Here is a 1522-nt window from a genome sequence, read left to right on the forward strand (position 1 = left end):
GACAGGGCGGGCCGGACATTCGAGGCCGGAGGGCGCCAGATCACCCGGAACGAGCGCGATTTGGCCCGTGCCGCCTATGATATTTTCACCACAGATCCCCCTGGGAGCCAGTCGAAAACACGGAAAATTCCAGAGACCGTCCATTTGGAACGAGACAAGACCCCATGAGATACACTCTCGGACAGGCGGCAAAAGCCACCGGAAAGAGCAAGACGACAATCCAGAGGGCCGTCTCGACCGCGCCGCTGGTGGCAGTGGTGATGCGTGATAACCACGGGAACCGCGTACGCACCTGTTGCGGTGGCCGAACCGGCGTGTCGCAGGCGAACAATCGCACCACCCATAAAATCTTCACCATAACCCTGTGCCGGCTTCATTTCGTGAATTCGGCACAGGGTTGCGAAGCATAATGAAGTCAATAACGCTCCAGAGCGTCCCTCAGATTCTGCGCGCCAAACCTATCGACCAATCTGTCCAGCTCTATAAATATATCACCGCTGTATTCGGACGACAGCTGCTGATCATTTTCGCCCGCAATAGTGTAGTCACAAAATCTTGGCTTAGAATAAGGATTTCCAGATATCACGCCCCTATCAGGTATCACTTCATTATTCGGCCGCAAAATATTTATGGGATTTCCCTCCCATATTTCACCATCACTTGTTATAATGGACGTTACTGTAATATATACTCCACCCCTAACTCTGAACCCCCTTGGCACACCTATTCCCCAAGAAAAAGTACCGAGCAGTGGCGCTCCGAGTTGCCCCTCAACAACAAGTCTTTGAAAACTTCCAAAGCCTCCAAAAGAGTCAATGGTTGCGACCACCACTTCAGCGGATAAAATACTTTCAGAATCAAAATCAAACTCGATAATAGCACTTGGTGTGCTTGGATGGTAAACACAGTCTGTCAACTCTCTATCGCCTGCAACTTGAACCTCTCCATACACACGATTCATCCCCGCCTCATCGAGCATAAATACCCTCGCGCTATGAATTTGTGCTGGCGCGCCAATCGCTTCAACCGCGCGAACCTCATGCAAAGTTGCCGAAAGATTGTATTCATTATTTAAAAGCAAATTAACCGGCACTGAGTTATTAAAATCTTCCCCCAATACTGGCCCAGAGGTGATTAATGTTGCCACTGAAATGGGCAGTATGTATTTCATCAAACCACCAACTTTTAATCCGTTTTTCATTTTTTCACCACCACAGCACTGTATCATGAACCGAATTGTGAAGCGGGACCAACCCATGCGACAAAACCCTCAGGTATTTTATCTGGCCCGGTAACCTCTGTACAAAAATCAATTCTCCATGCATCACCCATAGATGACTTTGCCATGGAAGAAGCGTCTTTCTCTGATTCAGCGTAGAAAAATCCAATTTTTATTGGCTCTACATCTTCAGTATTTTCGAACACTTCAATTTTCCACAATTTCATCTTCTTCTCCACAGGTGATCATCTGTCCTTCACACTATCAAAAAAATTATCTCATCATAGATCAAAAGGCCAAAGC

General features: G+C 47.4%; 2 protein-coding genes. Both read right to left on the minus strand.

Annotated elements, in window-relative coordinates:
• Window positions 1–415: 415 nt before the first annotated feature.
• Window positions 416–1201 (minus strand): hypothetical protein, encoded by a 786-nt coding sequence (locus D4A39_RS16665; protein ID WP_128910925.1) that lies wholly within the window; start codon window positions 1199–1201, stop codon window positions 416–418.
• A gap of 23 nt (window positions 1202–1224) precedes the next feature.
• Entirely contained in the window at window positions 1225–1446 is a 222-nt protein-coding gene (locus D4A39_RS17690; RefSeq protein ID WP_128910926.1) for a hypothetical protein, read from the minus strand.
• Between the last annotated feature and the right edge of the window lie 76 nt (window positions 1447–1522).

Source organism: Alcanivorax profundi, assembly GCF_003597125.1.
GTDB classification, from domain to species: Bacteria; Pseudomonadota; Gammaproteobacteria; order Pseudomonadales; family Alcanivoracaceae; genus Alcanivorax; species Alcanivorax profundi.